Source organism: Novosphingobium sp. BL-S-34 (assembly GCF_056857015.1).
The window spans coordinates 1,797,761-1,823,115 of the sequence record NZ_CM166473.1 but is presented as its reverse complement, the minus strand read 5'-3'; the positions used below and the strand labels follow the sequence as shown (position 1 = coordinate 1,823,115).

The following is a 25,355-nucleotide window of genomic DNA, read 5'->3' as shown; positions in this document are numbered from 1 at the left end:
GAGAAATCCCGGCGGCGCGGCAGCTTCAGATCGTCACCAGCGCGCTCACCCGGTGCGAGAAGGGATGATTGGGCGTCGATCCCCGGCTGATCTGCGAGAACATGCCCGCACCCAGATCGGCCAGCTTGGCTTCCACCAGCGGCAGATCCTCACCCCGCTTGACGTCGAGATGGACGTGGAGCTTGCCCTTGAATTCCAGCGTCACGTCGTCCGCCTCGGCAATCCGCTCGCGCAGGTCACCCAGGATGGCGGAAAGCTGTTCGTTCAATGACGGTCTGGACGAGCCGGTCCGGGGGTTCGTGGAATCGATCGAGTAAACCGTTGCGTCCTTCGGCATTCGTGGTCCCATGCTGATTGCTGCCAGTGCGAGCATAACATTTCAGCGCCGATAAAGAACGTTCCGGCGAACCTTTCTGTGCATTTCTTTTGGAGTAGGGGACGGTTTTCCGCCGTTCCTGACGCTTCTCGCCCTGGTTTCATCGGCCGAGTCGGGGTGTTTTCGCGCTGAATTCAGACGAGATTTTCGCTGCGGCGCACCCCGCTGTGGCATCTTTGCCGCAATCGTGTGCCGCAATCGTTGGCGCTGTTGTCGCCGGAGCCCCGGTGCGACCCGGAGGGCATCCCGGCCTGCTTCTCAGGCCTGGGCCGTCTTGGCGCGACTGGCTGCCACGAAGGGAGCGGCGTCGTAGTAGAACGGCTTGATCTCGCAGCACTTTCCGTCGCGAAAGCGGAAACGCTCGCAGATCTCGGCGGGCGGCAGGGCGGGATCGGCGAAGCGCAGCGACAGGATCGTCACCGCATAGTCCTTGCCGGCCGTGGTTTCGATCCGGTCAAGCGCGACCACGTCGCACAGGCCCATGACTTTGGCGTAGAGTTCGCGCAACCCGTTGCGGCCACGATATTCGCCGGCCATCGGCAGGCTGTCCGCCTCGTGAGCCACGAAATCCTCGGTGAGCATGGCCGATGCCGTGTCCCAGTCGCCCGCGCCGGTGGCGGCATAGAGGCGGTCGACGAAATCGATAATCTGTTCGGGACTCATGGTCATGGCAATGCTCCTCTTCCCGCGCTCTGCTTGTGGCCGGGACTGTGACAAAGGCCGGAATTTCCCGAACCTAGCGTTTCGACTAGCAGTCCCCGCGGCCGGGCGGCGTCTAAGCTGCGCGGATGGGAAAGGTCAGACAGATAGTCCTGGCGAGGCGGCCGCAAGGCGTGCCCGTGGGGGAGGATTTCCGCCTTACGGAAACCGAATTGGCACCGCCCGGACCGGGCGAGTTCCTGGTGGCGATGCGGGTGGGCTCGGTCGATCCCGCGATCCGGGGCTTCCTTGACGACCGGCCCAGCTACGTCGAGCCGGTGGCGCTGGGCGCACCGATCAAGGGCATGTCGCTGGGCGAGGTCGTGGCATCCCGGCACGCGGACTATCCGGTGGGCACTTTCGTGCGCGCTTTCGCGAGCTGGTCTGACCACTACGTTCTTTCCGGCGAGGCCTGGGGGTTGGAAAAGGTCAACCGGCAGACCGATACCGAACTGCATCACTACATGGGCGCGCTCGGCCCGGTGGGGCTGACGGCGTGGGTCGGCCTGTTCGCCGTGGGCGAGGCGAAGCCGGGCGAAACCGTGGTGGTCAGCGCCGCCGCGGGCGCGACCGGGTCCACCGTCGGCCAGATCGCCCGGGCGCGGGGCTGCAAGGTGATCGGCATCGTCGGTTCGCCCGAGAAGGCGCAAGTGATCCGCGACCTCGGCTTCGACGCCGCCATCGACTATCGCGCCACTCCGGACATCGCCGCCGAAATCGCCAGGGCCGCGCCCGAGGGCGTGGACGTCTATTTCGACAATGTCGGCGGCGAAGTGCTGGAGGCGGTTCTGCCGCTGATGCGTCTTCATGGCCGCGTCGCCGTCTGCGGCATGGTCGGCCAATACAACGATGCCGACCATCCCCACGGTGTGCGCACGCTCTGGCAGCTCGTCGTCAACCGCATCCGCATGCAGGGCTTCATCACTTACGACTACCCGCAGGTGCTGGGGCAGGCGCAGGCCGAGCTGGACGCCTGGGTGGCGGAAGGCAAGCTGAAGCCGCTCGCCAATGTGCGCGACGGGTTCGAGACGCTCCCCCAGGCCTTCATCGACCTGATGTCGGGCCGCACCATAGGAAAGACTCTTGTCCGGATCTGAGACCATGAGCGAAACCTGGCATCCCCTGCTTGCCGAGGCCGATTTCCCCGAAGAAGGCAAGCTGGCGGCGCGCGTGGCCGGGTGGAGCGTGCTGGTGCTGCGCACCGAGGAAGGCTTCAATGCCGTCAACGATCGCTGCACCCACCAGGCGGCGCTGCTCTCCGGCGGGAAAGTGCGGCGCGGCGCGATCATGTGCCCACTGCACGGCGCGCGGTTCGAGGCGGCGACCGGCCGCTGCATCGGCGGTGCCTATGCGGACTTGCGAAGGTTCGAGCTGCGGATCGCGGACGGCATGATCGCGGTGGCCGTGCCCGATACCCCGCCCGGCCCAGACGAGCGCCCGGTGGAAACCTGAAAAGCGCCGGTGCCGCCACGATGTGCCCGGCAGGCATGGGCGGACCGATTTGCGAGAACCAGAACAGGAGACGACGATGCCCTACACCGGACCGTTCGAGGACCGCCTCGCCATTCGGGAGCTGCTGGAGACTTATGCCGATGCGGTGACGCGCCGCGATGCGGAGGACTGGGGCGCGACCTGGGCCGAGGATGCCGAATGGTCGCTGCCGGACTATCCCGAACTGGGCACGACGCGGGGCCGCCCGGCCATCGTCGCCATGTGGACCGAGGCGATGAAGGCCTATCCCGGCATCCTGTTCCAGGCCTGGCCCGGCTCCATCGAAGTCTCCGGCGACAGCGCGACGATGCGCAGCTACACGGCGGAAGTCTATGACCACGACGGCGTGACCAAGCGCGACCGCGGCGTCTACGAGGACCGCTGCGTGAAAGTGGACGGGCGCTGGCTGTTCAGCAGCCGCTCTTTCCGCAATGTCCACCGCCAGCATGGGCCGAAGGGCTGCTGAGGACGGCAGGGCTGCCATGACGATCCTTGGGCCGATACTGGCGTCGGCCCCGGCTGCGGATTGCGCCAAATCCGGAATCGACGCCGCGCATCCAAGCGCGTAGAGCGCAGGCATGACCTCGCAGATAACGATCCGCCGCCCCGACGACTGGCATGTGCATCTCCGCGATGGCGAGATGCTGGAAGCCGTCGTCGGCTATACCGCGCGCCAGTTCGCACGCGCCATCGTGATGCCCAACCTCACGCCGCCGGTCATCACCGTCGCCGCGGCAGAGGCCTATCGCGGGCGTATCCTGGATGCGCTGCCCGCCGGTGCGGACTTCACGCCGCTGATGGTCTGCTATCTCACCGATGACGCCGATCCGGCCGAAATCGCCCGCGGCTACGAGCAGGGCGTGTTCGCCGCCTGCAAGCTCTACCCCGCCCATGCCACCACCAATTCCGCTCACGGCGTCACCGATATCCGCAAGCTCACCGGCCTGCTGGAAACCATGCAGCGGATCGGCATGCCGCTGCTGATCCATGGCGAAGTGACGGACCGCGATATCGACATCTTCGACCGCGAGGCCGTGTTCATCGAGCGCGTTCTGACGCCGCTGGTGCGCGACTTCCCGGCGCTGAAGATCGTGCTGGAACACATCACCACGGCCGAGGCGGCCGAGTTCGTGGCCGGCAGCGGGCCGCAGATCGGCGCGACGATCACGCCGCAGCACCTCATCATCAACCGCAACGCCATCTTCGACGGCGGCATTCGCCCCCATGCCTATTGCCTGCCCGTGGCCAAGCGCGAACGGCACCGGCTGGCGGTGCGCAAGGCGGCGGTCTCGGGTTCGCCCAAGTTCTTCCTGGGCACTGACAGCGCGCCGCACGGCATCGGCCGCAAGGAAGCCGCCTGCGGCTGCGCGGGCATCTTCAACGCCCCCTATGCGATGGAAAGCTACGCGCAAGTCTTCGACGAGGAAGGCGTGCTGGACCGGCTGGAAGGCTTCGCGTCCGAGCATGGCCCGAACTTCTACGGCCTGCCCCTGAACGAAGGCACGGTGACGCTGAAGCGCGAGGACGTGACCGTGGAGGACGTGGTGACTCACGGCGAGATCCGCGTCGTGCCCTTCCACGCGGGCGAGACCATGCGCTGGCGCTTCGTCGGCTGAGTGCCTGACTCCGCCTTGTGCGCTGCGCCACGGCGCACGGCGGAAGCGGACAGGAAAAGGCCCGGCCTCCTTGCGGAGGACCGGGCCTTTTCCTTGCGCGGGGATCAGAACTTCTTGGTGACTTCGACCATGACCGTGCGCGGCAGGGTGCCGAAGCCGAGCTGGTCGGCCTTCACCCCTGCCGGCGTGCCGGTGCCGCTGCCGGTGGAAGGGCCGTCGACCACGCCGGTGACGTAGAAGCGGTTGGTGAGGTTCTTGCCGATCACCGCCAGCTGCCAGTTGTCGTCTTCGGCCCCGAAACGGATGCCCGCGTCGAGCGTGACGTATTTGCCCTGCTTCGAAAGCGGATTGCCGAAGGCCGAGGCATAGTAGCTGTCCGAGTACTTGGCATCGACGTTCATGCCCAGCTTCATCGCCGAGCCGACCGCCATCTCGTAGTTGATGCCCAGGTTGCCGGTCCAGCGCGGTGCGACGGAGAGCGACTTGCCGCCGAGGTCCTGGCGGCTGTTGCCCGCCAGGTTGCAGCCTTCCGCCGGGGTCTGGCCGGCGTAGCAGGGGGCCAGCGGGAAGTCGGTGTAGCGGGCCTTGTCGTAGTTGATGGAGCCGTGCAGGTCGAGCCCGGGCACGCCATTGGGCGCGAACTGGAATTCGGCTTCCACGCCCTTGGTCCGCGCATCGGCGGTCAGCGTCTGGAAGGCGAAGATCGGCGAGTTGAAGAAGTCCACCTGCAGGTTCTTGTACTTGTAGTTGAAGGCCGTGACGTTGAAGCGCAGCTGGCGGTCCAGCAGGGTGGACTTGAAGCCCAGCTCGTAGCCCTGCGCCTTCTCGGGGTCGAACGTCAGGTCGGCGTTGGGATCGGTCGACAGCTTCGAATTGATGCCGCCGTTGGAGAACCCGCCCGACTTGTAGGCGGTCTTGTAGGCCGCATAGACCATCAGGTCGTCGGTCGGCTTCCAGGTCAGCGTCGCTTCCGGGGACCAGTTGGTGAAATGCTGGCGCGCGGTCACTTCGCCCAGCCCGTCGGGGTCGTTCCGGTCGCGGAAGATGCCGGTCAGCAGGGGGTTGTTGTAAGGCTGGGTGAAGAAGCTGTTCTTGGTCTCGTCCGAATAGCGCACGCCGCCGGCCAGTTCGAGGGTGGGCACGATCTTGTAGGTGAGCTGGCCGAATACGGCCATGGTCTCGCCCTTGGTGAAGCTGCTCTTGGCGCTGGCGACATATTCGAGACCGGCCGGCGCGGCCGAGTTGGAGACGCCGCCGGTCATCACGTATTGCTCGAAATCGCGCTTGGTCTTCTGGTAGAGCATGCCCAGCATCATGTTGAACGGCCCGTCGAACTGCGTAAGGGCGCGGAATTCCTGGCTGAAGGCCTTCCACGAAGAGTTCTCGGTCGCCCAGGTGCTGCCCGGGCCGGTGCCGCTGTTGCTGGACTGGAAGTCGCAGGCGCAGGTCCAGCGGTTGTTGTTCCACTGGTAGTTGGTGACGGAGGAGAGCTGAAGCAGGTCGGCGTCATACGTCACGTTGAGCGTGCCGCCCGCCGAACGGTAGCGGTTGTAGAGCTGGCCGTCCTTCTTGGCGAAAGGATAGGTGGCGGCGACGTCCGCCGGCATGTTGTTCTGGTGCGTGACGAAATCCTTGCCGCAGGGATAGCCGTTGAGCTGCGAGGTCTGCCCGTTGCCGCAGGCATAGGCCACGTAGTTCCACGAGGAATTGTTGACCTCGTTGAAGTCCACCGTGCCCTTGAGGCTGACGGTAAGGCGGCTCGTCGGTTCCCATTTCAGAGTGCCGCGGGCCAGGAATTCCTCCTCGCCCGGCGCCTTGTGCGCGGCCGGCGTGGCGATATGCGAGGTGGGATTGCCATTGCCGCCTGCCAGGATGCTGACGGCATCGACGTCGGTGAAGGTCACGTCCTCGGCGACGTTGCGATAGTAGCCGCCGTCCATCTTGGAATAGCGCGCAGCCAGGCGAATGCCGAGAGTTTCGGTCAGCGGCATCGAGGCATAGCCTTCGACGCGGTATTGCTGGCTGCGGAATTCGTAGCCGCCCTTGATCTGGAACTCGGGCGTGGGGGTGGGATCGGCGGTGGTGATCGAGATCACGCCGGCCGTGGCGTTCTTGCCGAAGAACAGCGCCTGCGGGCCTTTCAGCACTTCCACGCGGGCGAGATCGAAGAAGCCCTCCTGGATCACGCGGCCCTGCCCGTAATAGGCGCCGTCGACGACGACTGCGACCGATTGCTCGATGCCGATCGAGGTCGAGGAAGACCCGATGCCGCGCAAGGTGAGCTGCGCGCCCGAGCCGTTGGACGCACGCCCGACGTTGAACTGCGGCGCGATGGCGGCGATCTTCTCCACGCTGGTGATATCGCGCGAGGCGATCTGTTCGGCGGAGATCGCGGTGACGGCCACCGGCACGTCCTGCGCGGTTTCCTGTCGCTTGCGCGCGGTGACGATGATGTCGTGGATGCCGCCTGTCGCCACGGGGCTGCCGGTGGTCGATTCGCCCTGCGTTGCCGGGGGCGCGGCGCTCGGCGTCGATGGGGCTGTATCCTGCGCGGCGGCGGGCAGCGCCATGAGCGTCATGGTCAGCGTCGTCGACGTGAGCAGGATCGATTTCGAGAATCGCATTTCAGGACCTCCCACATGTTCTTCTTGTCCTGCCTTGGTAGGCCCGGCGGCGCGCGCGGCGGCCTGTGCAAACGGATAGTCCTATCAGTTTGCACAGGTGGCGGGCCGGGGCGGCGCGGGCGACGGTGGCGGTTCGGCCCGCGCGGCCCATGGAGAGGCACCTTGACCGGCAATCGTTTCTGGCGGCTCGACCGTCATCCCGAAGGCAATAGGGATTTCGCCCGTTTCCTGACCCTGTGCGAGGAGGCCCCGGCGCCGCTGGCACCCGGCGAAGTGCGCATTGCCACCGCGTGGCTGTCCATGGACGCGGGCACCCGCATGTGGATGAGCCCGCGTACAGACGGCTATCAGCCGCCCTTGCCGCTGGGCGCCAGGATGGTGGGCCTGGTGCTCGGCCGGGTCAGCGAGACGCGCGATCCTGCCTTTCCGGTCGGCACCCTGGTGCGCGGCTTCGGGCAATGGGCGGAACAGGCGGTGGTCGTGCCTGCGCTCGCCGGGCTGGAAGCGGTGGACGAGGGGCTGGCCGATCCGCGCCAGCACTTCGGCGCGCTGGGGATGAACGCCTGGACGGCCTATGTCGGCGTGAAGGAAGTGGCGGCGGTGCGCCCCGGCGAATGGCTTGCCGTTTCCGCAGCGGCCGGGGCCACCGGCAGCCTGGCCTGTCAGGTCGGCCGCAATCTCGGTGCGAAAGTGGTGGGCATCGCCGGCGGCGCCGAGAAATGCCGCTGGCTGGTCGAGGACCTGGGCGTCGATATGGCCATCGACTATCGCGGCGAAGACGTGGCGGCGCGGCTTGCCACGATCGACGGCGGGATCGGCGCTTTCTTCGACAATGTCGGTGGGCCGATCCTCGATGCGGTGCTGCCCAATATGGCGCATTACGGGCGGGTGGCGATCTGCGGCATGGTGGCGGGCTATGACGGCGATGCGCCGATGCCCGGGCCGGCGCGCTTCGACCAGATCCTGATGCGGCGCCTGCGGGTCGAGGGGTTCTTCATTCCCGACTTCCTGGAGCGCGGCGCCGAGTTCCTGCCGGTGCTGCGCGGGTGGCTCGATGCCGGGAAGCTGGCGATGCGTTTCGACGAGACGGCGGGGATCGAGAACGTGCTCACCGCCTACGAGCGGATGCTGACCGGGAAGAACATCGGCAAAGTGGTGGTGAAAGTGGCCTGAAGGCGGAACGCGCGGTTCATGGAAACGTCGCCCCGGATCCGATCCGGGGCGACGCGATCCACACTCGTCCTTTCCCGACCGCGCCGGTCACATCGCGGTGACGCCCCCGTCCACCACGAATTCGCCGCCGGTGATGTAATTGGCTTCGTCGCTGGCGAGGAACAGGATCATGTTGGCGATGTCCAGCGGCGCGCCCATGCGCTTCATCGGGATCGAGGCGACGATCTCCTTGAAGCCTTCCGGGTTGTCGCTGCGGGCGACGTCCTGCATGGCCGTCTCGATCATGCCGGGGTGGACCGAGTTGCAGCGGATGCCCTCGGCCGCGCATTCCATCGCCACCACCTTGGAGAAGATCCGCACCCCGCCCTTGGCCGCGCCATAGGCCCCGCACATCGACACACCGACGAGGCCTCCGATGGAAGAGAGGTTGACGATCGATCCCCCGCCGCCGGTCTTGCGCATCAGCTCCACGGCCCGGCGGGTGCCCAGGAATACGCTGTCGAGATTGACCTTGTTCTGCTTCTCCCAGTCGGCCAGCGACAGCGCGGTCAGCGGCTTGAGCACGGCGATGCCGGCATTGTTCACCAGCACGTCGAGCCGGCCGTGGCCTTTCTCGATGGCCTGGAACAGGTCTTCCCATCCCGCTTCGCTGGTCACGTCCTGCGCCAGCGCCTCGGCCTGGCCGCCGGCCTCGCGCAGGGCCGCCGCGACGCTCTCGGCGCCGCCCGCGTCAAGGTCGGTGACATAGACGAAGGCCCCTTCTTCCGCGAAGCGCCGCGCGGTGGCGGCGCCCAGGCCGCGTTCGTTCCCGGCGCCGGTAACCAGCGTGATCTTGCCTTCCAGACGACCCATGCTTTCGATCCTTCCAAATTGCCTGCCGCTCCTGAACCAGGAGCTAGAATTTCACGCCGACCGTGGCGCCGTATGTCCGCGGTTCCAGTGCCATGCCGAACGAGAACAGCCCGGCGACGGTGAAGGCGTGAGTGGTGGTCTTCTCGTTGAGGAGGTTGCGGCCGAACACGCGGAAGTAGGCTTCCTTGTCGCCGATATCGAAGTTGAAGGTCAGGCTGCTGTCGACCAGATCCTGCGTGGTGGTGCGCACGCGCGGGTCGTTGCCATTGACCACGACGCTGGTGACCGTGCCGGCGCTGTCCGTCGCCAGGGTGAGCGGCCCGAGCGAGATCTGCTCGTCATAGGGGCTGATATGGCGCCAGCCCGCCGTGGCGACGATCTTGCCGAAGCTGGTGGGCACCGAATAGTCGGCATTGACCGAGCCGGTGAACTTGGGGGCGTAGATCAGCCTGTTGGCGGAATAGTCGAAGGGCACGATCAGCGCGCCGTTGATGCCGTCGGTCACGAAGTTGCGGAAGTGGGACTTCATGTAGGCGGAGGAGGCGGTGATCGTCAGTTCGGGCGTGATGCGCAAGGTGGCATCCATCTCGATGCCCTTGATGATCGCGCCGCCCGGCACGTTGCCGGTGATCGTCTGGTTGCCCAGCGGGCCGCCCGGCACGGTCAGGTTCTGCTGCATGTCCTTGTAGTCGGAGATGTAGCCGGCGATGTTGACTTCCACCCGCTTGTCGAAGGCGGCAAGCTTGGCGCCGATTTCATAGGCATCCACCGTTTCGGGCTGGAACGGCGTGCCGGCGGTCTGCGCCGTCGCCGCGCGCGGGCTGAAGCCGCCCGAACGGTACCCGCGCGACCAGGAGGCATAGAGCATCACGTCGTCGTTCGGGCGATAGTCGACGCCGATCTTGGGCGTGAACTTGGTGAAGTTGGCATCGCCCGAGCCGATCAGCCCGGCCTGCGCGAAGCTGTTGGTCAGCTTCTTGTTGTCATGCGACCAGCGACCGCCGAACGAGAGGCGCCACTTGTCGGCAAAGGCCCAGTTGAAGTCTCCGAAGAAGGCGTAGCTGGTGGTCTTGCCGACATTGGTCTGGGGATTCTGGTCGAATTCCATCGGCGGGATCGAGGGATCGAAGCCGAAGAAGCGCGTCCACTGGGTCAGGTCGTACTTCGAATGGAAGTAGTAGCCGCCCACCACATAGTCGAAGCCGGTGAAGAGATTGCCCGCCGCGCGCAGTTCCTGGCTCCACTGGGTATAGTGCTGGCGGCGGTCCACGTAGTAGAGATCGGTGGAGGAACCATCGAAGTCCTGGGTCTGGGCTTCCTTGCTGTGGCGCCAGCCGGTGATCGAGCTGAGCTTCACCGCGCCCAGGTCGTAATTCATCTGCAACGTGGCATTGGGCGCACGGTACTTGCTCTTCGCGGGAAGCGTGAAGACGGTGTAGAGATCGCTGGTGTTGTTGCGGTTGCACTCGTTGGCCGGGATCAGTCCGCAGAACAGTTCGGTGCTGTTGGTGAGGTTGCTTACCACCGGCTCGAAGTCCTGCACCACGTTCTCGACGCTGAGCTGGGCGTCGAAACCGCTGCCGGTAGGCTGGAACAGCAGGCTGGCGCCGTAGCTGTCTCCCTTGCTGCCGCCCGCGCGGGTGTCGCGGATGGCGTTGTGGTAGAAGCCGTCGGATTCGTTGTGGAAGTACCAGCCCTTGATGCCCCAGGTCTCTCCGTCGCCGTAATTGACGATGGCCTTGGCCGCCCAGGTGTTCCAGCGGCCATAGGTGAATTCGGCCTTTACGCCGGGTTCCATGGTCGGCTTGGTGCGGGTGATGTTGATGACGCCGCCGATGGTGTTGGCGCCGAACAGCGTGCCTTGCGGGCCGCGCAGAACTTCGATCTGGGCGATGTCGAACGCGTCCTGGAGCTGGCCGGTGCTGGTGCCGATCGTCACCCCGTCCACCACCACGCCCACGGTGGGCGTCTGGGACTTTTCGATATCGGCGTAAGTCAGGCCGCGGATCGAGATATTGGCCGCCTGCGCGCCCGAATTCTGCTGGGTGATGAGCAGGCCCGGTGCCGCGCCCTGCAGGTCGCCGATGTTGACGGCCGCCTTGTTCTCCAGCATCGCGGCGTTGACAGCGGTGATGGCCACGGGCGTGGACTGCAGCGTTTCCGCGCGGCGGCGGGCGGTGACGATGATCTCGGTCGCGCCGATGGGAGATGGCTGCGCGGCGGCTTCCGAAGCGGGGGCAGGTGCCTCTCTCGGAATTTCGCTTTGCGCCTGTGCCGGAGATACGATGCAAGTGAGCGCGCTTGTCGACAATGCGACAAGCCACGCTCCGCGACGACGTGCGGATGCCATTGGTTTCCTCCCTCTCCCCGACTATTCGTGTAGCCGACTTTACTTGATCACTATGCTACGAATTCGAGAGATACCCGAACTGACCATTTGCACAGGTGCGGCGGGGCCAGTGAACGACAAGTCAAGGCAGGCTGGAGAGGAGAACCTTGTCATGACTGCCAACCGCCGTTTCCTGCTTGCGCGCCGCCCCCGGGGAGAACCCGCGGCGGAAGACTTCGCCCTTGTGGAAACAGCGGTGCCGGCGGCTCCGCCCGGCGGTATCCTGGTGCGCAACCACTACGCCTCGCTCGATCCCGCGCAGCGGGGGTGGATGGACGATGCGCCGAGCTACATGCCGCCGATCCCGCTGGGCGATGCGGTTCGCGCGACCACGGTAGGGGTGGTGCATGCCTCGGACAATCCAGAGTTCCGCGTGGGTCAATGGGTGATGGGGCTGAACGCGCTGGAGGACTATTCGGTGGCGATGCCGGGCGGGTTCACCATGGCGATCGACGTCGCTGCGGTGGCCTCCCCCTCGAACTATCTCTCGGCGCTGGGCGCGGTGGGGCTGACGGCCTATTTCGGCCTGCTGGAAGTGGCCCAGCCGCGCGAAGGCGAGACGCTGCTGGTGTCCGGCGCGGCCGGAGCAGTGGGGTCCGCCGTGGGCCAGCTTGGCAAGATCGCCGGTTGCCGGGTAGTCGGCATCGCGGGCGGGGCGGAGAAGTGCCGCCGCCTGATCGAGGACTACGGCTTCGACGCCGCCGTGGACTACAAGGGGAAGGACCACGCAGCCCTCGTCGCCGCGATTGCCGAAGCGGCGCCGGACGGCGCCGATATCGTGTTCGAGAACGTGGGCGGGCCGGTGCTGGAGGCGGAAGTGTTCAACCTCGCGCTCCATGCGCGGATCGTGCTCTGCGGACTCATCAGCGAATACAACGCGCCGGAGAAGCTGGGCCTGCGCAATCTCTGGCAGGTGCTGACGCGGCGGGCGACGGTGCACGGCTTCCTGATCGCCGACTACGCTCACCGCTTTGCCGAGGGCGGCGCGCAGATGGCGCAGTGGCTGGCGGAAGGGCGGCTCCGCGCGGATGAGGACGTGCAGGAAGGGCTGGAGAACGCCTATGCGGCCTTCATGCGGCTGTTTTCCGGGGCGAATACCGGCAAGCTGGTGTTGCGGATCGCCTGAGCGCGGGCCTGCGAGCGGCCGATCAACCGAAGACCTCGTCGTTCCGCGCGCCACCGCGAAAAAAGACGGCGGACCTTGCGGTCCGCCGTAAGCTCCGTGCTTGGAGGGTAACGCCTAGAACTGCACGCGCTTGGTATAGCCGCCATCGACCACGACATTGGTGCCGGTGGTGTAGGACGAGGCTGCGCTGGCGAGGAAGACGATGGTGCGCGCCACTTCCTCCGGTCCGCCCCAGCGGCCCAGCGCGAAAGCGGCTTCGGTGGCCTGGTAAAGCTCGGGCATGGCCTGGCCGATGGCTTCCCAGTTGCCGCCGGGGAACTTGATCGGGCCGGGCGAGACGCAGTTCACGCGAATGCCCATCGGGCCGACCATCTGGCTGAGCTGACCGGAATAGGCGATCAGCGCCGCCTTCATCGCGTTGAAGGCCTGAGGCACGATGAACGTCTCGGTCCCGGCGGTGGAGGCCATGATGACGATGGCGCCGGCGCCCGATTTCTCCAGCCAGGGCTGCAGGGTCTCGCAGCCGAGCACGGTGCCCTTGATGTCGGCGGCGAAGCAGGCTTCCCAGTCTCCGGTCGCGCCGGAGCCGGAGGCGCTGGCGCCGGGCACGAACACGTCGCAGCCGCCCAGCTTTTCAGCGGCGGATTTCAGCCATTCGACGTAAGCGTCGTGGTCCAGCATGTCGAGCGCCTCACCGACCACGATGCCGCCGTGGCGGGCGAGCGACTCGACGGTTTCCGCCACTTGTTCGGCATTGCGCGAGAAGAATGCGATGTCGCAGCCTTCCTCCGCGAAGACTTCCAGCGCCGCACGGCCGATGCCGCGGCTGCCGCCGGTGAGAATGACTTTCTTGCCCTTCAGTCCAAGATCCATGGCTGCCTGTCCTCTGCCTTCGCGCGTTGTTCTGTGCGCCGGTTGTCGCCGCTCGCGAGGGCGGGGGCCACTCCTATTTTGGTCAGGAACGAGGCGCCGCCCGCCGTGCTAGCCCCATGGAACAACCGGGAGAGAACGATGGGACGACTGCAAGGCAAGCGCGCCGTGATTCTGGGCGCCAGCAGCCCGGACAACATGGGCCAGCACATCGCCCGGCGCTTCATCGCGGAAGGCGCGCGCGTGCTGGTTTCGGGCCGCAAGGAAGCGGTTCTGGCCGACTTCGCTGCGCGCAACCACTGCGAATGGGCCGCGTGCGACCTCACCGACGCGCAGAGCGTGGAGGGTCTGGCCGAGGCCGCCGCCGCGAAGCTGGGCGGCATCGACATTGCCCTCAACGCCACGGGCTGGGGGCTGCTGAAGCCGTTCCTGGACACCACGCACGAGGACGTGATGGCGATGACCATGCTCCAGTACGTGGGGCCGTTCCATTTCTTCCAGGCGATGCTGCGGCGCATGGCGCGCAGCCGGGGCGGCGAGGGCGGCTCGATCATCCAGATCAGTTCCGCCACGGCAACGATCATGCTGGACGACCACGCCGCCTACATGGGCACCAAGGCGGGGACCGACCATGTGATCCGCTGCGTCGCCAACGAGTTCGGGCGCGAGGGCGTGCGGGCGAACTCGATCTCGCCGGGGCTGACCGATACGCCGATGACCGCCGATGCCAAGCAGGTGCCCGGCCTGTTCGACGCGTTCCTTGCCGGCTATCCGCTCGGCCGCATCGGCACGTCCGACGACATCGCCGCCGCCGCCGTCTGGCTCGCCAGCGACGAGTGCTTCATGACTGGTGAGAATCTGCAGGTGAACGGCGGCCTGACCTTGCGGCGCAATCCGATGAAGAGCGAGATCGAGGCGGCCGTAGCGGCAGCCATGGAAGGATAGACCGGGGGCGGTTCCGCCCGGGTCAGGTCCCGGGCGGCGTTACCGTACGCACATCTTCGCCCGCACATCCTCACGCAGCAGGTCCTTGCGCACTTTGCCGGAGGCAGTGCGCGGGAAATCTCCGCGGAATTCGAAGCGCTCCGGGATCTTCTGCCGCGCCAGGCCGCTCCCCGCGACATGGGCGGCCAGATCCTCGGCCGAAATCAGGCCCTCCGCCGCGATCACGTAAGCGCAGACACCTTCACCCAGCCGCGCATGCGGCATGGCGACGACGGCGGCCTCGCGCACCAGCGGATGGGCGTGGAGCACGTCCTCGATCTCCTTGGCGGAGATATTCTCGCCGCCGCGGATGATCAGGTCCTTCTTGCGGCCGGTCACCGTGATTGCCCCCTCGGCCGTGCGCACGCCGAGGTCGCCGGTGCGGAAGAAGCCGTCCGCGGTGATCGCCTCGCGCGTCTGGCCGGCGTCGGCATAGCCCAGCAACATGCCGGGCCCGCGCGCAAGGATTTCGCCCTCCTGGCCATCGGGCAAGGCGTGGTCCTCGTCATCGACGATGCGGACCTCGTAATCGACCACTTTGCCGTCGGTGGTGGCGGCCAGGTGCTCGTCGTGCGGCCAGCCGAACGTCACCAGCGGCACTTCCGATGCACCGAAGACGCGGAAGGCGCGGCACTGGGCGAAGGCGGCGTTGGCAGCGGGGATGAGGTCGGCCGGAACCGCCGCGCCGCCGCAAGCGAAGAAGCGGAACGAGGGAAGCGGATTGCCCGATTCGCGCGCCGCCGCCGCCAGTTCGACCAGGAACGGGGTCGCCGCCACGGTGCCGACCAGCCGGTGCCGGTCGATCAGTGCCAGCGCCTCGCCGGCGTTCCAGCTTTCCATCAGCACCGTGCGCGTGCCGCAGACGAAAGGCGCTTCCAGTCCGTTGGCATAGCCGGAGACATGCGTGACGGGCGAGGGCATCAGCGCCGCTTCGCCGGACGCGAAGCCCCAGTGCGCGGCGCTTGTCCGCAGGATGCGGGCGATGGACACATGGCTATGCAGCACGCCCTTGGGCCTGCCGGTGGTGCCCGAGGTATAGAGAACCATCTTCACGCCCAGCGGATCGACGGCGGGCCGGTCGAAGCGAGCGCCGCGTCCTTCCGCGACCAGCGCGGCATAGTCGTTTCCGCCGCTGCCGCGCACCGTGAAGACATGGCGCAAGTCCGGCAGATCGGCGGCGATGCGCGCGGCCATGGCGGCATAGTCGAACTTGCGGAAGGCGGCCGGCACGAACAGCGCGGCGGCGCGGCAGTCGGCCAGCATCTGCGTGACTTCATGGTCGCGGTAGATCGGCACGATCGGGTTGACGACCAGGCCCGACATCGCGGCGGCCAGGTTGATGACCATCGCTTCGCGCCAGTTCGGCACCTGGAAGGCCAGCACGTCGCCCGGCCGCAATCCGCGCGCATGGAGCGCGGCCGAAAGAGCCTCGGCATCGGCCAGCGCCTGCGCGCGGGTGACGGCGACATCGCCGTCGACCAGGGCCACGAAATCGGGGTCCGCCTCGGCCAGCGCGGCGGCCTGCTGCGCGATCGTGCGTTCGTCCCAGACGCCGGTACCGGCATAGGCGGCAAGGTGCTGCGGCGGCGTTTCGAGCCACGCCCAAGGGCTGTCGTTCCTCTCCATCATCGCCGATGACTGCCCTTGCCGGTGGTCGCGGCCAACTGGCCAAAGTACCAAGCTTTCTGTTCGACCTATCACCTTGCGCAGCTTGCCGCCACTCGCGGCGGCGCACAGGATCGCAGTCGATAACGATGCGGGAGAGGACCGAGTGGACCGCGTGAAGCAGATTGGCGATGTCGCCGAAATCATGCTCGACTATGTCGAGAACAGGAAGACCTTCCAGACGGACCGGACGTTCAAGGTCCCCACCGCCAGCTATACCGACCGGGACCAGTTCAACGCCGAGATGGAGCTGGTGTTCAAGCGCGTGCCGCTGATGCTGGCCTTCACGGCGGAAATGCCGAATCCCGGCGATTACAAGGCGATGGAGGCCGTCGGCCTGCCGGTGCTGATCACCCGCGACAAGCAGGGGCAGGTGCGCGCCTTCCTCAACGTCTGTTCGCATCGCGGTGCGCCCGTGGCCGCGGACGGACACGGCAACTGCGCGCGCTTCACCTGCAAGTACCACGCCTGGACTTACGGGGCCGACGGCCGCCTGCTCGGCATTTCCGAGGCGAGCACGTTCGGCCAGGTCGACAAGGCCGAAATGGGCCTGCGCCAGCTTCCTTGCGAGGAGCGCAGCGGCATGATCTTCGTCTGCCTCACGCCCAATGCGCCGATGGACCTCGACAACCATTTCCGGGGCTTCCTGGAGGATTTCGACGCGCTGGACTTCGCGGACTGGACCTATCTGGGCAACCGCACCATCGAGGGCGCGAACTGGAAGATCGCCTTCGACGGCTATCTGGAGGGCTATCACTTCCAGTCGCTCCATCCCGAGACGATCTTCCCGCGCACGCCGTCCAACTGCACGCATTACGAAGGCTTCGGCCCGAACATCCGCATCGGTTTTCCCCAGCATTCGATCGCCGAGCAGCTGAAGGACGTGCCGCGCGCGGAATGGGGCAACAAGGAGAACTATGGCTACGATTTCGTGCGCATCTTCTTCCCCAATGTCTCGATCTTCATCGCGCCGGAGATCACCCAGGTCGCCCAGCTTTTCCCGGGGCCGACGCCGGACCGCAACCGCACGGTGCTGAACTACCTGCGCCGCGATCCCATCCGCGACGAGACCGACCGCGAGGGCGTGGAAGCGGCCATGAATTTCTTCCGCGATGTGACCTATCAGGAAGACTACGTGATCGGGCTGGAGATCCAGAAAGGCCTGGAATCCGGCGCACACGACGACCTGACTTTCGGCCGCAATGAAAGAGGCAACCAGTACTTCCACGAGTGGCTGAACTGGTACCTCCAGGACGACGCCTCCCTTCCCGAACCGCAGATGTAGGGCGGGCGGGACAGATGGCGCGCAAGCTCTCGCTCGCCTCGGGCGTGCTGCCCGAATTCGGCGCGGTCGACGTGGTGGAGGCCGGTGCGGCGACGGGGTTCGACGCCGTCGGTCTCTGGATAGACCCCGAGACATGGACCGCACGGCACACCCGCGAGGCCCGTGCGGCGCTGGCGCGCACCGGGATGCCGGTGCTCGACGTGGAAGTGGTGTGGATCAAGCCGGACTCCGCGCTGGACGATCATCGCCGCGTGATCGATGTGGGCGCGGAGCTGGGCGCTGGGAACGTGCTCTGCGTTTCCTCCGATCCCGACCACGGCGCCGCGGCGGCGAAGCTCTCCGCACTGTGCCGCCATGCCGAAGGTTCCGGGATGCGCGTGGCGCTGGAGTTCGGCATCTTTACCGAGGTCCGGAACTTGAAGCAGGCGCTCGCGGTGATCGGGCGCGTGGATCATCCGCTGGCGGCGGTGCTGGTCGATCCGATCCATGTCGACCGCTCGGGCACGACGGCGGCCGAAGTGGCCGCGATCGATCCGGCGCTGTTGCCTTATGCCCAGTTCTGCGACGCCCGGGCGACGCGGCCAGATCCCGGCGATTTTGCCGCCGTGATCGCCGATGCCGTGGACTTTCGCGAGCAATGCGGGGAAGGCGCTCTGCCCCTGGCGGCGCTGCTGGAAGCGCTGCCGGCGGACGTGCCGCTCTCCATCGAACTGCGCTCGGCCGCGCTGCGCGAGGCGTTCAGCCATCCGGCCTTGCGCGCCAGGGCCGTGCTCGATGCCACGCGCGGCTGGTTGGACAGGCTGGCATGACCGTCACCGTCATCACCCTGCTCAAGCGCCGCGAGGGCATGAGCCGGGAGCAATTCCGCACCTATTACGAAAGCCACCACCGCCGCATCGGCGAACGCGTGCTGGCCGGCCATGCCACGCGCTACGTGCGCCGCTACCTCGCCCCGCTCGACGGCGTGGACCAGCCTTGCGATGCCGACGTGGTGATGGAGATCGACTTTCCCGACGAAGCTGCGCGCGATGCCTGCTTCGCCGCCCTGGCCGAGCCCGAGACCCTGGCGATGATCGCCGAGGACGAGGCGCGCCTGTTCGACCGCGAGCGGATCCGGGCTTTCAGCGTAAGCGAGTCGGTGTCGGCCCTCGATCCCTAGTCGGGAGGAAAAGCGTCGAACATCGGCAGGCCGTCGCAGATCGGGTCCCAGTCGGCCTTGGAACCGGCGAAGATATGTGCGCTGGGCCGGATGGTCGGGCTGTCCAGCAAAGTGCCCAGCGTCACATGGACATATCGCTGTTCGCGAACGAGGGAGAACAGCAGCGATCCGCAGCGCGCGCAGTGGCCGTCATGGCTGCCCCGCTCTTCCTCGCCACTCTCGCCATAGCGCAGAAGCCGCTCGGGCGCGTGGACGCGCAGCCGCTCTGCCCGAATGCCGGCGAAAGGCTTGGACCCTGCTCCCGTCGCCCGGCGGCACTGCGAGCAGTGGCAGATCAGCGCATATTCGAAGTCGTCCTCCACCTCGTACGTGCAAGCGCCGCAGAGGCAGGAGCCCTGAAGGATTCGCATGTCGGAAGGTATCTGCCGTTCAGCCGCCGTTTCAATCCTCCCGCGCGTCCATCGTAGTATATTCGCGGCGCGTGAAGCGCCAGGATCCCTCGATCCGCGCCAACTCGTCGGCATAGCGGCCGCGCAGGCGCAGGGTCTTGCCGGAAGCGGGGTCTTCGAAGATTTCCGAGGTATAGGAGATCGCGGTCGCGGCATCGCCCGCGACGCGAATCTCGCCCGGGTGGGCGACATAGATCATCGCTCGCTCGCCGCCGCCCAGCCCATAGCGTTTCATCGATTCCACCCAGGCCGCGACAATGGCCGCCTTGCCCGAATAGCCGCCCAGGTCCGGGAACTCGGGAAGCGCCCAATAGGCGTCCTCCGCCCAAGTTCCGCCCCAGGTTTCGGCATCGCGCGTCATCACGCCGTGGGCATATGTGTCCAGCAGTTCGCGGATCAGGATGCGGTCTTCCAGCGGTCCGGTAAAGGCCATTGCACGGTTCTCCCGGTTACCAGGCGTGGGTTTCGCCGTTCCACTTGTAGAACCCGCCGGACATTTCCGGTGTCAGCCGCTGCGCCAGGGCGGCGATGCCCTGCGCGCTTTCCAGCGGGGTGAGTTCGGCGGCGGGGCCGCCCATGTCGGTCTGGACCCAGCCGGGGTGCACGCTGATCGCGATGATGCCGCGGTCTTTGGTGCCCAGGGCCACCGAAACCATCAGCCGGTGCAGGGCGGCCTTGGAGGCGGAATAGGCCTCGTAGCCCGGATAGGGCCAGGTCGAGGCGCCGACCTGGCTGCCGAAGCTCACTACTTTCGCGCCGGATCCGAGGCGCGGCAGGAAGGCCTGGAACACCCGCATCGGGCCATTGACGTTGACGTTGAACACATCCAGCCAGTCAGCGAAATCGGCGCTCTCCAGCTCGGAATCGGTGCTGCCGGAAACGCCCGCGACATTGTAGAGCACATCGATCGCGGCATCGCCAGTATCGGCCGCGCCTGCCTTTACCGAGGCATCGTCGGCCACGTCCATGGCGTGAAGCGTCACTTTCCCGCCCGAGCCTGCGGCAACGCCGCGAAGTGCGTCCGCACCATCGGGATCGCGCAGCAGGGCGAAGACACGGTCGCCCTTCGCCAGGTGCAGTTTGACGAGTTCCAGCGCGATGCCGCGCCCCGCCCCGGTGATTGCCACGTTCGCCATCGACAGATCCTTTCACGGGGCGATTTTCCCAGCGCCCACCAGCCGTTATCATCCTCTTGCGCGCAAGCCTATCAAAGGGCGGCGGCGGGCTGACCTCTCCATTCGATCAGGGCGCTGTGGCGACGTAACGGGAGCGCCTCAACGCGAGGCGCTCTCCCGCAGCCGGGTCGCCGCGGCGAGACGGCCGAGCAGCGGCGGCCATAGCCCGAGCAGGCCCGAGGCCAGCCGCGCCGCGATGGGCAGGCCTGTCACCCGGTGGAGCGCCATGGCCTTGCGGACTTGCGGCGCCACTTCGCGGCGCAGGCGGCGGGTATAATCGGCGGAAGAAAGCCCGCCGAGCCATGCCTCCACCGCCAGGGCCGCGCTGCGCAAGGCGATGGCCATGCCGTCCCCGGTGAGCGGCGCGGTGAGCACGGCCTGGTCGCCCAACCGGAACAGGCCGTCGCGATCTTCCGAGGGGCGGTGGACATAGCCGTAAGGCAGGCCGGCGATCGAGCAGGGCCGCTCGAACAGTTCGCTGGCGCCGTCGAGCCGCCGCGCGACATGCTCGTCGCGCCCGAGTTCGGCCAGCAGCACGCTCCAGGAACCGCCGAAGCGGTCCTTGCGGACCAGCACGCAGAAGTTCATCACCCGCGCGGCCACGCGCTGCAGCCCCAGATAGCCGCCCTCGACGAACACCAGTTCCACGGCATTGCCCAGCGCGGCGTCCTGCTCGGGCGTGATGCGCCAGTGCATCTTGAAGCCCACATAGCCGGAGCTGCCGCCACCGGCGGGCTCCCTTCCGGCACCGCGAATATCGTGCTTGCCGGTGGCGAGGAACCGCGCCGGCGCATCGAACCGGCCCGCGCTGGTGTCCATGCCCGCCGCGTCCAGGCCGATCACTTTCACCCCGCGCCGCACTTCGGCCCCGGCCGCTTCCGCGGCTTCCAGCAGGGCCTCGTCGAGGAGCAGCCGGCTCACCCCGAGCCCGGTGAAGGGCAGGCGCGATTCCGCGCTGCTGCGCCCGTTGACCAGCCGCACCCGGTCGATCGCCACGGCGCCCAACCGAAGCGGCTCGAAGGCCATGTCGCGCAAGTCACGCTGGGCTTCCACCGAAAGGAATTCGCCGCAGACCTTGTGGTGCGGCCCGGCCTGGCGCTCGAACAGCTGGACGCGCGCCCCTGCCCGCGCCAGCCGCAAGGCGGCCGAGGCACCCGCGGGGCCGCCGCCCAGCACGGCGACGTCCGATCCGGCCGGATCGTCCGGGCCTACCATTTGCGCCGCTCCACGCAGTAGCGGAACGGGAAGCGCCAATGGACCTGGGCGCGATCCTCCAGCCCCGCGGCGGCCAGCAGCAGGGCCCAGTCCTCGCGGCGAAAGGCGCGGGCGATGGAGAGCGGCCCGTCGTGGCGGACGAAAGGATGCCAGCGCACCGCCCCCGCCAGCAGCGAGAAGCCGTGATAGGCGAACCAGTGCCGGTGCAGGTCGTTGACGAACCAGCCGAGCGCGGCCTTGCGCTCCATCCATTGCAGGAATGCCGCGATCCCGGCGTCGTCCATGTGGTGCGTGACGAGCGAACTCACCACCAGATCCACCGGCTCGTCCGCCGCCATGGCGAAAGCGTCCCCGGTGCGGAAGTCGATGGCGAGATCGGGCGGCGTCAGGCGGCGGGCCACGGGTTCGCTGCGGGGGTTGATGTCGAAGCCGATCAGCCGCAGCGAACGCCCCCGTTTCCGCCCGTGCCGCGCCAGCGCGCGCAGCATGTCGCCCGCGCCGTAGCCCACATCCACCACGGTCAGCGTGCGGGCGGGCGGCGTGGCGGCGAAAGCACGGTCCAGGAAGGCCAGGGTCGGCGGGCGCGCCAGGGTGACGGTGTTGACCTGGGCCAGGTCCTCGATGCAGGCGGCGAATTCCTGCGCGGTCACGGCTTCGCCATCCATCCATTCCGCCTCGTGGGAGCGATGGCGAAGGCCGCGCATGGCTAGCGGGGGACCATTCTGAACCGGAAGCTCTCGGCCGCGAGTCCGGGGCCGAAGGCCATGGCGATGCCCTTGCCGTTGCCGTTGGCCTTTGCTTTGCCGAAGTCGCCCTCATCCTGCGGCGCCGCGCCCGCATGGCTCTCGATCATCGCTGCCAGCACGAACATCAGCGTGGCCGAGGACATGTTGCCATAGCGCCGCAGCACGTCGCGCGAAGGGCCGAGCGCTGCGGGGGGCAGCTCCAGCGCGCGTTCCACCGCGTCCAGGATCGTGCGGCCACCGGCATGGACCGCCCAGAGGTCGTAGTCTTCCGGCGCCAAATCCCGGAAGATTCCCTGATCGTCGTTGCGGCTGCGCTCGGCGCGCAGGGCATTGGCGATGAAACTGGGCACGCGCCCATCGAGGTGCATGTCGAAGCCCTGGTCGCCGATGCGCCAGGTGATCGCCTCGGCCGAGCCGGCCATCGCGGCGGAACGGAAATCGGTGAGCGCCACGCCCCTGGGTTCGGCGGTGACCAGCGCCGCTGCCGCGCCGTCTCCGAACAGCAGCATGGACAGCAGCTTTTCGAGGTCCTGCGTGCGCTGGAAATGGATCGTGCACAGCTCCAGGTTCACCACCAGCACCCGGGCTTCCGGTTCGGAGCGCACGATATGATGCGCCAGCCGCAGGGCGTTCACCGCGGCATAGCACCCCATGAACCCGACCACGGTGCGTTCGACGGCGGGATCGATGCCGGTCTGCGCCACCAGCAGCTGGTCCAGCCCCGGCGCGACGAAGCCGGTGCAGGATGCCATGACGAGATGCGTGATCCCCTCGGCGGCGATGTCGGGGCTGAGCGCCCGCACCGCTTGGAGCGCCAGCGCCGGGGCGTCTCGTTCGTAGCGGGCCATGCGCTCGGCCGTGGAAGGCCAGTCGCCAAGGCCGTAGAAACGTTCCCGGTCGGTGAGCTGCCCGTCGGGCAGCACTTCCGGTTCGATGAACGAGAATCGCCTGTCGATCCCCGACCGCGACACCATGCGGTCGAACAGGCGCAAATGCGCCGGCTCCCGAAGGGCCGAGCGCACGAAGGCGACGAAGGCGTCGTGGACCTGGTGGGGCGGGACGGCGGTGCCGATGGCGTTGATATGGGCGGTTGCGGTCATGACGGGAGCCGGCCGATCAGCACGGCGTTGAGGCCGCCGAAGGCGAAGCTGTTCGAGACCAGCACCCGGTGGTCTATCGGTACGGCACCGGGCGAGGCTTCGGCAAGGGCCAGCGGCAAATCGCAATCCGGGGCGGTGCCGAGATGGTTGAGCACCGGCGGCGCAGCCCCGCGCGAGAGGGCCTCCATGCCGATGACGAATTCCATCGCCGCCGTCGCGCCGATCAGGTGGCCGTGGGCGGACTTGGTGGCGATCACCGTGCTTGCTTCCAGGGAGCGGCCGTAGATCGCCCGGATCGCCGCGGCTTCCACGGGGTCGTTCAGCCGCGTGCCGGTTCCGTGCGTGGAGATCAGCGCGGGCACTTCCGGAGCGATCCCGGCGTCCTCGTGCGCGGCGCGGATCGCGGTTTCTATGCCTTCGCGGTCCGGCGCGGTCATGTCGGCGGCGTCGCTGCTGGTGCCGTAGCCTGCCAGTTCGCCCAGGATGTTCGCGCCCCGCGCCCGGGCATGATCTTCGCTTTCCAGCACCACCACGGCTGCGCCTTCGCCCAGCACCATGCCCTTGCGGTCTTTCGAGAAGGGCCGGCAGGTATCGTCCGCCATCACTCCCACTGCGCTCCACGCCGTCCACGAGCCGAGCGTGAGGCAGGCCTCGCTGCCCCCGGCGATGGCCACGTCCGCGCGGCCGGAACGGATCATGTGCATCGCCTCTCCCAGGGCATGGGCGGAAGAGGCACAGGCGCTGGCGATCACGAACGTCGGCCCGTGAACGCCCAGCACCATGGCCAGGTGGCTGGCGGGGGCCGAGATCATCGAAGCAGGGATCGTCTGCGGATGAACTTTCGCCAGGTTGCGGGCGTAGAGGCGCTCGTAGGCCTGGTCCATCGTCGCATTGCCGCCGCTGCCGCAGCCGATCAGGATGGCCGTGCGCCGCGCCAGCGAGGGATGGCCGCGCAGCCCGGCGGCCTCTACCGCCTCCAGCCCGGCCGTCAGCGCGTGGAGCGACAGGGGATCGAGCTGCCCCAGCGGCCGGAGGTCGTCCTTGTCGCCCACCGCCTGTTCCAGGGCCATGCGGCAGGCCTCGGCGTCGACACGGGCGGCGGGGCCGTCGATCCGCCAGGCAGGATGGCCTTCGGGCGCCTCGCGCCGCCAGGGCCGGATCGCCCCTTCGCCTGCGGCCAGGTTACGCCAGGTCTGCGCCAGGCCGATGCCCAGGCCGCTGACGCAGCCGAAGCCGGTCAGGACGACCTTGCGGCTCACGAAGGGGCCAGTCGCATCACGAGGTCCACGAAATCGGCGATGGTGGAATGGGGATCGAGCTTGTCGGGATCGACTTCCACGCCGAACTTGTCCTCGATGATGAAGAGCGTGCTGGCGACGTCGAGCGAGCCTATGTCGAGCTGTTCGAACGTGGCGTCAGGCCGCAAGGCAGCGGGATCGAGCCCGGACTCTTCCGCAATGACACCCAGGATCGCTTCCTTGGAAACCGTCATGCCGCTGCTTTCCCCTTTCATGTTTTGGGTTTCGGTGAACCGTTATCCGGCCTGTCTTGCCGATGCCGGGCCGTCTTTGCCTGCGGGCCGCTCATGCAGTGCCCTGCGCATCAATGAGACGGGCGGCGGCGGGCCAGTTCGTCGCTGGCGGGCCAGCCGGGGCCGCAAGGGACGCGATCGAAACCAGGGCGAGCAATGCCTTCATGACGATCCTCCACCATGGCCGAAATGTCGGGCCGGAGGAGACGGTATCACGCACAATCAGCCGCGTACATGGAATTGCGCCCGTGAAGACAGGGTCATGCGGAATGGTCGGCCCGCCCGATCCGGCATGCTCCGGCCGGGGCAGGATTGTCGGCGCGGCGAAGGTGATCTAGGCCCCGCAGACAGGCAGGACGGGCTAGCAAGGTGAACAGTTGGGCGATCAGGTCGGGGAAAGACGATGACGGACGTGCTGAAACTCCTGCCGATCCTGTCCGGCGCGGATGAGGGGGAGCGTTTCGACGATCTGCTGCGCCGGCCGGGTGTCCGCATCGAGCGGATAGAATCCCATGGCCACGTCACCCCGGCCGACCAGCCCTATGTGCAGGACTGGGACGAATGGGTCCTGGTTCTCTCCGGCGCGGCGGAACTGGATCTGGACGGCACGGGGCCGTGCAGGCTGGGCATGGGCGAGGCACTGTTGATCCCGGCAGGCACGGCGCACCGCGTCACCTATACCGCCGATCCGACGATCTGGCTGGCCATCCACCTGGGTGAGACCGAGCCGCCCGCTGCCGGGTAGGAGAGAGCGGTCTGCAAGGGCCTGGTTCGGGACCACGACCGGAAACGGATTCTCTCTCGGCGGGGCGCCTTGTTCGCCTCAAGTT

At 67.2% G+C, this 25,355-nt stretch carries 26 protein-coding genes; 11 read left to right on the top strand and 15 right to left on the bottom strand.

All coding sequences use genetic code 11. The features are described 5' to 3' along the window. Positions 1-25 precede the first annotated feature (25 nt). Complete coding sequence (locus tag AC1VV3_RS21845) at positions 26-337, bottom strand: hypothetical protein (protein WP_442045351.1); 312 nt, start codon at positions 335-337, stop codon at positions 26-28. A 297-nt stretch (positions 338-634) separates the two neighbouring features. Next, positions 635-1,045, bottom strand: coding sequence for a nuclear transport factor 2 family protein (locus tag AC1VV3_RS21840; protein ID WP_482962478.1), 411 nt, complete (start codon positions 1,043-1,045; stop codon positions 635-637). Positions 1,046-1,164: 119 nt separating this feature from the next. Here AC1VV3_RS21840 and AC1VV3_RS21835 point away from each other — a divergent pair, with 119 nt between their 5' ends. From AC1VV3_RS21835 to pyrC, 4 genes are all read left to right on the top strand, one after another. Beyond that, on the top strand, positions 1,165-2,172 hold the full coding sequence (locus tag AC1VV3_RS21835) for an NADP-dependent oxidoreductase (RefSeq protein ID WP_482962477.1): 1,008 nt from the start codon (positions 1,165-1,167) through the stop codon (positions 2,170-2,172). Between the two features lie 4 nt (positions 2,173-2,176). Then, positions 2,177-2,527, top strand: a complete 351-nt coding sequence (locus AC1VV3_RS21830) for a Rieske (2Fe-2S) protein (protein WP_132267585.1) — start codon at positions 2,177-2,179, stop codon at positions 2,525-2,527. A 76-nt stretch (positions 2,528-2,603) separates the two neighbouring features. Continuing rightward, the gene (locus AC1VV3_RS21825; RefSeq protein WP_134093394.1) at positions 2,604-3,032 is read left to right on the top strand and encodes a nuclear transport factor 2 family protein; all 429 of its coding nucleotides are present in this window, start codon (positions 2,604-2,606) and stop codon (positions 3,030-3,032) included. Positions 3,033-3,144: 112 nt separating this feature from the next. After that, entirely contained in the window at positions 3,145-4,182 is a 1,038-nt protein-coding gene (gene pyrC / locus AC1VV3_RS21820; RefSeq protein ID WP_482962476.1) for a dihydroorotase, read from the top strand. Positions 4,183-4,286: 104 nt separating this feature from the next. On the opposite strand, the gene AC1VV3_RS21815 is transcribed toward pyrC, so the two are convergent. Beyond that, the gene (locus tag AC1VV3_RS21815) at positions 4,287-6,806 is read right to left on the bottom strand and encodes a TonB-dependent receptor (RefSeq protein WP_314467293.1); all 2,520 of its coding nucleotides are present in this window, start codon (positions 6,804-6,806) and stop codon (positions 4,287-4,289) included. A gap of 162 nt (positions 6,807-6,968) precedes the next feature. Between AC1VV3_RS21815 and AC1VV3_RS21810 the strand changes: the two genes are divergently transcribed. After that, entirely contained in the window at positions 6,969-7,979 is a 1,011-nt protein-coding gene (locus AC1VV3_RS21810; protein ID WP_482962475.1) for an NADP-dependent oxidoreductase, read from the top strand. 87 nt (positions 7,980-8,066) lie between these two features. On the opposite strand, the gene AC1VV3_RS21805 is transcribed toward AC1VV3_RS21810, so the two are convergent. Further along, positions 8,067-8,831, bottom strand: a complete 765-nt coding sequence (locus tag AC1VV3_RS21805; protein WP_482962474.1) for an SDR family NAD(P)-dependent oxidoreductase — start codon at positions 8,829-8,831, stop codon at positions 8,067-8,069. Positions 8,832-8,874: 43 nt separating this feature from the next. Then, positions 8,875-11,181, bottom strand: a complete 2,307-nt coding sequence (locus tag AC1VV3_RS21800; protein WP_482962473.1) for a TonB-dependent receptor — start codon at positions 11,179-11,181, stop codon at positions 8,875-8,877. A 151-nt stretch (positions 11,182-11,332) separates the two neighbouring features. Here AC1VV3_RS21800 and AC1VV3_RS21795 point away from each other — a divergent pair, with 151 nt between their 5' ends. Then, the gene (locus tag AC1VV3_RS21795; protein WP_132267573.1) at positions 11,333-12,346 is read left to right on the top strand and encodes an NADP-dependent oxidoreductase; all 1,014 of its coding nucleotides are present in this window, start codon (positions 11,333-11,335) and stop codon (positions 12,344-12,346) included. 114 nt (positions 12,347-12,460) lie between these two features. Here AC1VV3_RS21795 and AC1VV3_RS21790 read toward each other — a convergent pair whose 3' ends face one another. Beyond that, positions 12,461-13,219, bottom strand: a complete 759-nt coding sequence (locus AC1VV3_RS21790; RefSeq protein ID WP_132267571.1) for an SDR family NAD(P)-dependent oxidoreductase — start codon at positions 13,217-13,219, stop codon at positions 12,461-12,463. A 138-nt stretch (positions 13,220-13,357) separates the two neighbouring features. Here AC1VV3_RS21790 and AC1VV3_RS21785 point away from each other — a divergent pair, with 138 nt between their 5' ends. After that, positions 13,358-14,161, top strand: coding sequence for an SDR family NAD(P)-dependent oxidoreductase (locus tag AC1VV3_RS21785; protein ID WP_482962472.1), 804 nt, complete (start codon positions 13,358-13,360; stop codon positions 14,159-14,161). A 39-nt stretch (positions 14,162-14,200) separates the two neighbouring features. Here the strand turns inward: AC1VV3_RS21785 and AC1VV3_RS21780 are convergent, their stop codons facing one another. Continuing rightward, entirely contained in the window at positions 14,201-15,829 is a 1,629-nt protein-coding gene (locus AC1VV3_RS21780) for an AMP-binding protein (protein ID WP_482962471.1), read from the bottom strand. 142 nt (positions 15,830-15,971) lie between these two features. Here AC1VV3_RS21780 and AC1VV3_RS21775 point away from each other — a divergent pair, with 142 nt between their 5' ends. From AC1VV3_RS21775 to AC1VV3_RS21765, 3 genes are read left to right on the top strand one after another with little or no spacing between them, the layout of a single operon-like run. Next, positions 15,972-17,150 carry an aromatic ring-hydroxylating oxygenase subunit alpha gene (locus AC1VV3_RS21775; RefSeq protein ID WP_482962470.1) on the top strand — a complete coding sequence of 393 codons (1,179 nt, stop codon included), beginning with the start codon at positions 15,972-15,974 and terminating at the stop codon, positions 17,148-17,150. Between the two features lie 14 nt (positions 17,151-17,164). Further along, positions 17,165-17,959 carry a sugar phosphate isomerase/epimerase family protein gene (locus AC1VV3_RS21770; RefSeq protein WP_482962469.1) on the top strand — a complete coding sequence of 265 codons (795 nt, stop codon included), beginning with the start codon at positions 17,165-17,167 and terminating at the stop codon, positions 17,957-17,959. Further along, the gene (locus AC1VV3_RS21765) at positions 17,956-18,309 is read left to right on the top strand and encodes an EthD domain-containing protein (RefSeq protein ID WP_482962468.1); all 354 of its coding nucleotides are present in this window, start codon (positions 17,956-17,958) and stop codon (positions 18,307-18,309) included. The genes AC1VV3_RS21770 and AC1VV3_RS21765 overlap by 4 nt, the downstream gene beginning before the upstream one ends. Here the strand turns inward: AC1VV3_RS21765 and AC1VV3_RS21760 are convergent. From AC1VV3_RS21760 to AC1VV3_RS21725, 8 genes are all read right to left on the bottom strand, one after another. Further along, a complete protein-coding gene (locus AC1VV3_RS21760; protein WP_482962467.1) occupies positions 18,306-18,719 on the bottom strand; it encodes a GFA family protein in 414 nt (137 codons plus the stop codon). The genes AC1VV3_RS21765 and AC1VV3_RS21760 overlap by 4 nt on opposite strands. A 31-nt stretch (positions 18,720-18,750) precedes the next feature. Continuing rightward, entirely contained in the window at positions 18,751-19,191 is a 441-nt protein-coding gene (locus tag AC1VV3_RS21755) for a nuclear transport factor 2 family protein (protein WP_442045340.1), read from the bottom strand. 16 nt (positions 19,192-19,207) lie between these two features. Continuing rightward, entirely contained in the window at positions 19,208-19,894 is a 687-nt protein-coding gene (locus tag AC1VV3_RS21750) for an SDR family oxidoreductase (protein WP_132267557.1), read from the bottom strand. A gap of 138 nt (positions 19,895-20,032) precedes the next feature. After that, on the bottom strand, positions 20,033-21,148 hold the full coding sequence (locus AC1VV3_RS21745) for an NAD(P)/FAD-dependent oxidoreductase (protein ID WP_482962466.1): 1,116 nt from the start codon (positions 21,146-21,148) through the stop codon (positions 20,033-20,035). Next, the gene (locus AC1VV3_RS21740; RefSeq protein ID WP_482962465.1) at positions 21,142-21,852 is read right to left on the bottom strand and encodes a methyltransferase domain-containing protein; all 711 of its coding nucleotides are present in this window, start codon (positions 21,850-21,852) and stop codon (positions 21,142-21,144) included. Before AC1VV3_RS21740 ends, AC1VV3_RS21745 begins: the two co-directional genes overlap by 7 nt. Before the next feature lie 2 nt (positions 21,853-21,854). Then, positions 21,855-22,994 (bottom strand): type III polyketide synthase, encoded by a 1,140-nt coding sequence (locus AC1VV3_RS21735; protein ID WP_482962464.1) that lies wholly within the window; start codon positions 22,992-22,994, stop codon positions 21,855-21,857. After that, positions 22,991-24,253, bottom strand: coding sequence for a beta-ketoacyl-[acyl-carrier-protein] synthase family protein (locus tag AC1VV3_RS21730; RefSeq protein ID WP_482962463.1), 1,263 nt, complete (start codon positions 24,251-24,253; stop codon positions 22,991-22,993). Before AC1VV3_RS21730 ends, AC1VV3_RS21735 begins: the two co-directional genes overlap by 4 nt. Further along, positions 24,250-24,486 carry an acyl carrier protein gene (locus AC1VV3_RS21725; RefSeq protein WP_132267549.1) on the bottom strand — a complete coding sequence of 79 codons (237 nt, stop codon included), beginning with the start codon at positions 24,484-24,486 and terminating at the stop codon, positions 24,250-24,252. The genes AC1VV3_RS21730 and AC1VV3_RS21725 overlap by 4 nt, the downstream gene beginning before the upstream one ends. A 442-nt stretch (positions 24,487-24,928) precedes the next feature. Here AC1VV3_RS21725 and AC1VV3_RS21720 point away from each other — a divergent pair, with 442 nt between their 5' ends. Continuing rightward, entirely contained in the window at positions 24,929-25,270 is a 342-nt protein-coding gene (locus AC1VV3_RS21720; protein WP_314467263.1) for a cupin domain-containing protein, read from the top strand. Positions 25,271-25,355: the final 85 nt, after the last annotated feature.

Bases quoted from the DNA above. Each gene is read 5' to 3' on its own strand.
- AC1VV3_RS21815 (WP_314467293.1), bottom strand. From the start codon at position 6,806: ATGCGATTCTCGAAATCGATCCTGCTCACGTCGACGACGCTGACCATG.
- AC1VV3_RS21740 (WP_482962465.1), bottom strand. From the start codon at position 21,852: ATGCGCGGCCTTCGCCATCGCTCCCACGAGGCGGAATGGATGGATGGC.
- AC1VV3_RS21760 (WP_482962467.1), bottom strand. From the start codon at position 18,719: ATGCGAATCCTTCAGGGCTCCTGCCTCTGCGGCGCTTGCACGTACGAG.
- AC1VV3_RS21790 (WP_132267571.1), bottom strand. From the start codon at position 13,219: ATGGATCTTGGACTGAAGGGCAAGAAAGTCATTCTCACCGGCGGCAGC.
- AC1VV3_RS21765 (WP_482962468.1), top strand. From the start codon at position 17,956: ATGACCGTCACCGTCATCACCCTGCTCAAGCGCCGCGAGGGCATGAGC.
- AC1VV3_RS21795 (WP_132267573.1), top strand. From the start codon at position 11,333: ATGACTGCCAACCGCCGTTTCCTGCTTGCGCGCCGCCCCCGGGGAGAA.
- AC1VV3_RS21825 (WP_134093394.1), top strand. From the start codon at position 2,604: ATGCCCTACACCGGACCGTTCGAGGACCGCCTCGCCATTCGGGAGCTG.
- AC1VV3_RS21755 (WP_442045340.1), bottom strand. From the start codon at position 19,191: ATGGCCTTTACCGGACCGCTGGAAGACCGCATCCTGATCCGCGAACTG.
- AC1VV3_RS21845 (WP_442045351.1), bottom strand. From the start codon at position 337: ATGCCGAAGGACGCAACGGTTTACTCGATCGATTCCACGAACCCCCGG.
- AC1VV3_RS21735 (WP_482962464.1), bottom strand. From the start codon at position 22,994: ATGACCGCAACCGCCCATATCAACGCCATCGGCACCGCCGTCCCGCCC.
- AC1VV3_RS21780 (WP_482962471.1), bottom strand. From the start codon at position 15,829: ATGATGGAGAGGAACGACAGCCCTTGGGCGTGGCTCGAAACGCCGCCG.
- AC1VV3_RS21800 (WP_482962473.1), bottom strand. From the start codon at position 11,181: ATGGCATCCGCACGTCGTCGCGGAGCGTGGCTTGTCGCATTGTCGACA.
- AC1VV3_RS21835 (WP_482962477.1), top strand. From the start codon at position 1,165: ATGGGAAAGGTCAGACAGATAGTCCTGGCGAGGCGGCCGCAAGGCGTG.
- AC1VV3_RS21750 (WP_132267557.1), bottom strand. From the start codon at position 19,894: ATGGCGAACGTGGCAATCACCGGGGCGGGGCGCGGCATCGCGCTGGAA.
- AC1VV3_RS21720 (WP_314467263.1), top strand. From the start codon at position 24,929: ATGACGGACGTGCTGAAACTCCTGCCGATCCTGTCCGGCGCGGATGAG.
- AC1VV3_RS21745 (WP_482962466.1), bottom strand. From the start codon at position 21,148: ATGGTAGGCCCGGACGATCCGGCCGGATCGGACGTCGCCGTGCTGGGC.
- AC1VV3_RS21785 (WP_482962472.1), top strand. From the start codon at position 13,358: ATGGGACGACTGCAAGGCAAGCGCGCCGTGATTCTGGGCGCCAGCAGC.
- AC1VV3_RS21805 (WP_482962474.1), bottom strand. From the start codon at position 8,831: ATGGGTCGTCTGGAAGGCAAGATCACGCTGGTTACCGGCGCCGGGAAC.
- AC1VV3_RS21830 (WP_132267585.1), top strand. From the start codon at position 2,177: ATGAGCGAAACCTGGCATCCCCTGCTTGCCGAGGCCGATTTCCCCGAA.
- pyrC (WP_482962476.1), top strand. From the start codon at position 3,145: ATGACCTCGCAGATAACGATCCGCCGCCCCGACGACTGGCATGTGCAT.
- AC1VV3_RS21840 (WP_482962478.1), bottom strand. From the start codon at position 1,045: ATGACCATGAGTCCCGAACAGATTATCGATTTCGTCGACCGCCTCTAT.
- AC1VV3_RS21725 (WP_132267549.1), bottom strand. From the start codon at position 24,486: ATGACGGTTTCCAAGGAAGCGATCCTGGGTGTCATTGCGGAAGAGTCC.
- AC1VV3_RS21770 (WP_482962469.1), top strand. From the start codon at position 17,165: ATGGCGCGCAAGCTCTCGCTCGCCTCGGGCGTGCTGCCCGAATTCGGC.